This is a genomic window from Candidatus Coatesbacteria bacterium, assembly GCA_014728225.1.
GTDB lineage: Bacteria > RBG-13-66-14 > RBG-13-66-14 > RBG-13-66-14 > RBG-13-66-14 > WJLX01.
The window spans coordinates 1-5,834 of record WJLX01000055.1; the positions used below are offsets into that span (position 1 = coordinate 1).

The 5,834-nt window shown below is 65.8% G+C and carries 6 protein-coding genes; 1 reads left to right on the forward strand and 5 read right to left on the reverse strand.

Features of this window, described 5'->3' with window-relative positions:
- The 5 genes from GF399_04400 to GF399_04420 all read right to left on the reverse strand — a co-directional run.
- On the reverse strand, positions 1-743 hold a 743-nt coding region (locus GF399_04400; GenBank protein MBD3399554.1), incomplete at its 3' end, for a DUF3108 domain-containing protein.
- Between the two features lie 27 nt (positions 744-770).
- Positions 771-1,517 carry a DUF3108 domain-containing protein gene (locus tag GF399_04405; GenBank protein ID MBD3399555.1) on the reverse strand — a complete coding sequence of 249 codons (747 nt, stop codon included), beginning with the start codon at positions 1,515-1,517 and terminating at the stop codon, positions 771-773.
- Positions 1,518-1,638: 121 nt separating this feature from the next.
- Positions 1,639-2,766 (reverse strand): glycosyltransferase, encoded by a 1,128-nt coding sequence (locus tag GF399_04410; GenBank protein MBD3399556.1) that lies wholly within the window; start codon positions 2,764-2,766, stop codon positions 1,639-1,641.
- Between the two features lie 290 nt (positions 2,767-3,056).
- Complete coding sequence (locus tag GF399_04415) at positions 3,057-4,340, reverse strand: peptidoglycan DD-metalloendopeptidase family protein (protein MBD3399557.1); 1,284 nt, start codon at positions 4,338-4,340, stop codon at positions 3,057-3,059.
- Positions 4,341-4,432: 92 nt separating this feature from the next.
- Positions 4,433-4,900 carry a hypothetical protein gene (locus tag GF399_04420; protein ID MBD3399558.1) on the reverse strand — a complete coding sequence of 156 codons (468 nt, stop codon included), beginning with the start codon at positions 4,898-4,900 and terminating at the stop codon, positions 4,433-4,435.
- Positions 4,901-5,212: 312 nt separating this feature from the next.
- Here GF399_04420 and rplU point away from each other — a divergent pair, with 312 nt between their 5' ends.
- Positions 5,213-5,599, forward strand: coding sequence for a 50S ribosomal protein L21 (gene rplU / locus GF399_04425; protein MBD3399559.1), 387 nt, complete (start codon positions 5,213-5,215; stop codon positions 5,597-5,599).
- The last annotated feature ends 235 nt before the right edge of the window (positions 5,600-5,834 follow it).

Here is a 5,834-nt window from a genome sequence, read left to right on the forward strand (position 1 = left end):
AGCTGGGCGACGACCTCGCCGAACCAGCTCCGGCCGACGATCTTGACCGGGATGCGGCGCTCGTCGGCGGTCACCCAGACGTAGATCTTGCCGTGGACGCGGCTGAGCTTGTACTCCTCGCCCTCGTCCTCGAGAACCTCGGATTCGGGCCGCAGGTCGGGAACGAGCTTGAAACACTCGAAGGTCCCGGCGGGGACCGTGACCATCTCCCGGGCGACGACGTCGACGGTGACGTTCTCGTTGCGGGTGGCGTCGGCGTAGGGGAAGGTGAAGGAGGAGCCGACGCTCATGTCGTTGTAGCGGATGTTGTAGGCCACGGCGAGGGTGTCGCAGCCGCCGTGGACGATGCCGGTGCGGACGTCGGCGGCCGAGGTGATGGTATGGGCCTCGTGGTCGTAGTAGAGGATTTCCTTCTCGACATAGTCGCCCTCGAGGAGGTTCTTCTCGTAGCGCAGCGAGGCTTGCAGCTCGGGGTCGAACAGGCTCTCGACGCGGTCCTGAACGTAAAAGAAGTCGCTGAAGGCGCTCGAGGAGTCGAGCTTCATCGTCAGCTTGAGCACGTCGCGGCCCTGGTAGCGGACCCACTTCTCGACCTTGAGCACGGCGACGCCGGCCATGATGTCGCCGTAGGAGGCGGAGAGGATGATCTTCTCGCCGACGTTGAAAGGCATGTCGTCGGCCAAAGCCGTCCCCGCGGTGCAGAGGAGAACGACGAGGAGGCTGGCGGTCAGAATCCGGCGCATGGTGTTTCCTTCCTTGGTCGGCGAAGGTTAGTCAGCCAGGACGTAGCGCTCGAGGCGGGCGTGGATCTTGCCGAACCAGGTGTTGCCGACGATCTGGATGGGCAGTTGATGCTCGTCGGCGGAGACCCAGATGTAAAGCGTGCCCTCCTCCTTGAAGATACCGGTCTCCTCCTGGAGCTCGGGGCGCAGCTTGTAGCAGTCGAAGGTGCCGGCGGGAACGGTGATGGTCTCGCGCCCCAGGACGGTGATCTCGACGATCTCGTTGCGCGTGGCGTCGGCGTAGGGGTAGCTGAGATCGGCGCCCTCGTGGATGTCGTGGGCCCGGACGTGGTAGAAGGCGGCCAGGGCGTCGCAGCCGTTGGCGACGATGCCGTTGCGCACCTTGGTGGCCGAGGTGATGGTGTTGGCCTCCTGATCGTAGTACAGCACCTCGTCGGCGGTGTAGGTATCCTCGATCAGGTGCTTCTCGTAACGCAGGCTGGCCAGACGCTCCGGATCGAACAGGGACTCCATCCGGTCCTTGACGTAGAAAAAGTCGCTGAAGGCCGCCGAGGAATCGATGTCCATGGTCAGCTTGAGCGCCTCGGTGCCCTGATAACGGACCAGCTTTTCGACGCGCATCACGCAGACACCGGCCATGGTGTCCTCGTAGCTGACGCTGTAGATCAGCTTCTCGCCGACGCCGTAGGGTAGTTCGGCAACGGCGGGGAGCGCGATAAGCAGGCTGAGCAGCAGAATACCCGCGAGGGTGCTTTTCTTCATTGGTGACATCATCAAAACCTTTCGACGGGCCGCGGCCGCGGCCGAGTTTGGACAGTATAGCGGTCCCGGCCGGTTTTTTCCATCGCGGACGGTTGCGGCCGTTGCTTTGATACGCCACGGTCGGCCCAAAGGTTCATTCAGCGGTCAGTTCACGGTACAACGTCAGATAGCGCTCGGCCATCCGGGGGATGCTGAACTCGGCGGTGAAGCGGCGGCGGCCCCCCTCGCCCAGGCGCCGGCGCAGTTCGGGATCGTCGATCAGCCGCAGCAGAGCCCCGGCGAGGGCGTTGACGTCGCCCGGCGGCACCAGCAGCCCCGTCTCGCCGTCGACGACGGCCTCGGGGATGCCGCCGACGGCCGAGGCGACCACGGGCAGACCATGGGCCAGGGCCTCGAGGTTGGTGCTGCCGATACCCTCGATCAACGCCGGGGAACAGAAGACATCGCAACCGGCCAGCAGGGTGTCGGCGTCCTCGCGCCAACCGGGCAGCAGAACACGCTCGCCGAGACCGTGTTCGGCGGCCAGGCCGCGCGCCTCCTCCAACCGGGGACCATCACCGACGAGGAAGAAGCGGACATCTTCCCGCCTTAGGCGGATCCACGCCGCGGCGCGCACCAGGAAGCGCTGGCCCTTCTTGGGGGTGAAGGCCCCCACGGCACCGATGACCAGCTCCTCGTCAGCGACACCGAACTCCCCGCGCAGCAACCGGCGGCCCGCCTCCCGGAAGCCGGGCCGCGGCACGGCGGCGGCGCTGTGAACCGTGGCCAGACGCTCATCGGGCACGCCCAGGGAGCGCAGCACCCCGGTAACGTAACGCGAGACGCCGACCAGGCGATCGATCCGCCGGGAGCGGTACTTGAGCCTGGTCAACGGCCCCCGACCGGGATGCAAGGCCACCCGGCGGGTGACCAGGATGCGCGGCCGGTCCACACCCAAACGACCCGCCGCCCGGTAGGCGACACTGTGGGAATGGGAGTCGTGACAGTGGACGACGGCGGGCTCGACACACTCGATCAGCTCCAGCAACCGACGCACTGCTCGACCGTCCAGGGCGTTGCGCACGGCGAAGTCCCGCGTCGCGAAGTCCGCTTCGGCCAGGCGCCCGGCGAGGGGCGACCCCGCCGGACAGGCCGCCTCGACCCGCAGGGCCGAGCGCTGCTCCACCGTCTGGTGCCGCACCAGAAAAAGGACCTGGCGCTGTCCGCCGCGCCAGCCCCGGCCGGCGTCCAGGTGCAGGATGGTCAAGGCTCGTCGACTCATGGTTACCGCTTGCTTTATCGCTGGAAGGTCGTTGGTTATTCGAAGGCTTCGCGGCCCGACCCGGAAAAACGACGCTTGTCCCGCGCCGGCACCGGAGCTCAAGGCGCCGGAACTGGCACGGTTTTTGCATCTCGGCGACCGTTAGAACGAGGATAACGGTTCGCCTCCGCAAAAACCGTGCCAGTTCCGGCGCCGGGGGTTGGGCGGGCGGTTCGCCGTCCCGGGGCTTGTTTTTCCGGGTCGGGCCGCCGGGCGGCGCAATCGTAATGGACGCGGGGCCGGGATATTGCTCACTTGAAACTCGGCGGGGCGGCAATGATCCTCAAGGGGTCGACGGCCCAGGTGGTCAGCCGGATCTCGAAGTGCAGGTGGGGTCCGGTGGCCACGCCCGTCGAGCCGGCCAGGCCGATCTGCTGACCGGCCTCGACGAGTTGACCGGGTTGGACGTCGATCCGGGAGAGGTGGTTGTAGAGGCTGAACAGACCGCGTCCGTGGTCGATGCAGACGAAGCCGCCGCGGACGATCATCTCCTCGGCGATGGCCACCCGGCCCCGGGCCGTAGCGCCGATGGGGTCGCCCTCGGCGGCGGAGAAATCCACTCCGATGTGGACTCCGGAGGAGCCGTTGGAGTAGGTGCGTTGCTGACCGAAGGGGCTTGTCACCCGACCGGAGACGGGGCGGACGAAGCCGTCTTCCTCCCAGAGCTGCTCCGGTGTGTATTCGGAGACGACGGTCCGGGTGCGGGCCGATTCGCGTTCGATGATCTCCGGGTCGAGCTTGGCCTCGACCGAAGGTGAGAGCTGGATGTAGTAGCTTTCGAAGTCGCCTCTGTCGACACCCAGGATCAGTTCCTCGACGGTGGTCTCGCCGGTCTGATCGGTGAAGGTGACGTTCAGGGCGTTATCGCCGGGCTGGGCCAGCAGCCGGCAGCCGGCCAGGGCGCGCCACTCGGTTTCGCTGCGGGGGTAGAAGGGGAAGGTGCGGTCGAAGAGGGTCGCCGAGGCCTCTACCACCGGAGCATCGAAGGTCAAGTCGATGGCGAAGGGCTGCCCCTGTTCGACCCGGGGCGGCAGCAAGGCCGCCTCGATGAGTTCGGCCGGCGGCAGCACGATGCTGAAGGCACGGACGACGTCGATCCTGGAACGGGCTTCGTCCTCGACGGCCTCGCAGGCGATGTGGATGAGGTGGGGTCCCGGCCCGAGTTCACGCAGCGGCAGGGGCACGCTGAAGCGGGCGAAGGTCCGCAGCTCCGTGGCGGGGAAACGCACCGGAGCGTTGTCGATACGCACATCTACGAGGTTCAGTTGTCCCTCGGGGGCGGTGACGGTGAAGGTCAACTCGCCGTCTTCCTCGAGTACTTCGCCCTCCCGGGGGCTGACCAGATCCACCACGGGGGAGGGGATTTCCTTCTTGCAGCCGGCCAGGGCCAGCGGCAGGACTGTGAGGAACAGGATCAGGGCTCTGCGCATCGTCGGCGACCTCCAGGGGGTGTCGGACCGCATAGTCTGGGGGATTATAACCCACCCCGCCGGTCGAGTAAAACGCCGACGGATGCCCGGCGTCGGGTATTCCATTCCCACCTTATCCACGGGCGATAATAAAGAGGGAGGCCGTCCTCCCTCTTTTAAACAGCTAAAACGATCACGCGTTACGGCCGATCGTACGGTTACTCCAAACTATGCTCGGCTTCCTTGATCAGCTCGACGACGGCCTCAGCGCTGCCGGCCTCGAGGATGCTCTTGCGTAGCTCGGCGTCCTTGACCAGGCGGGAGAGCCGGGCCAGGGAGCGCAGGTGTACGGTGTCGGACTCGGCACAGAGCAGGATGAACAGCTTGGTCGGTTTGCCGTCCATGCTGGCGAAGTCCAGGCCTTTGGGCTTGCGCCCGATGACGATGGCCAGGCCGTCGATCAGGTGTGGCTGACCGTGGCGGGGGTGGGGGATGGCGACGCCGTTCTCCAGGCCCGTGGTACAGAGCTCCTCGCGGGCGGTGACAGCCTCGATCAACTCGCCGGCCTCCTCGAGTCGACCGCTTTCCACCAGGTTCTCCACCAACTCGGCGATGGCCGCGGGCTTGGAATCGGCCTTCATTTCGAGGATCACGTTCTCGGCCTTGATGTAACCGGCGATGTTCATTGTTTGGCACCTCCTGCCTCGAGCCGACGACGGTAGCGCCGGTTGCGGCGGCGGTCGTGTCGGTCGGGATGTAAGATCGTTGACGGTCGTCGCCGCGGGAAGGCGGCGCGCCGGTTGCTGTCGCGGGCATGGTTGCAGTCGATAGTAAACACAACCCGCTCAAGCTTAATCCACCGTCGTGATAATCTCAAGCCTTTTCCAGTCCGGCCTTTACATACCCACCCGACTGTTGTACAATACGCCTTCGCTAGCGTTCAAGGGTCGCTGGATCCTTTATCCACAAACTGTTTGGCAATTGTCGGAGGGAAGCAGATGTACGCCGTCATCAACAGCGGAGGCAAGCAACACCGCGTCGCCGAGGGCGACCTGCTCCGCGTCGACCGCCTGCCGCTGGAGCCCGGCGAGGAAAAGGTCTTCGACGAGGTGCTCTTCGCCTACGACGGCGAGAGTTATCACCTCGGCCGGCCCAGCCTCGAGGGTGCCCGTGTCGTGGCCGAGATCGCCCTCCAGGGCCGTGCGCCCAAGGTCGAGGGCATCAAGTTCAAGCGCCGCAAGCGCTACCGTCGCGTCTTCGGCCACAAGCAGCCCTACACCTGGCTGCGGGTCAAGTCGATCGAGCTGTCCGGCGCCGGTTCCGCCGCCCCGAGCGAGCCGGAATCCGAACCGGCCGAATCGGAGACCGCGGAAGACGACGAGTAGTCCATCAGCGAGTAAACCCCCAGGCACCGGTCGCGACCGGCGCCTGGGTTTTTCCGTAGCGAATACCTGTAAGGGCGGGGTTTCAATCCCGCCCGCCGGGCCGTCATGGTTTTTGCATACCGCAGACCTCCCTTCGGCGGGAGGTCTTCGGGCAAAAACACCCGCCGGCCCTATGTTATCGGCGGTTGGGTGCGGATCGGTGTTGTCGTACGAACGGCGGCGGGGACGCCAGTCC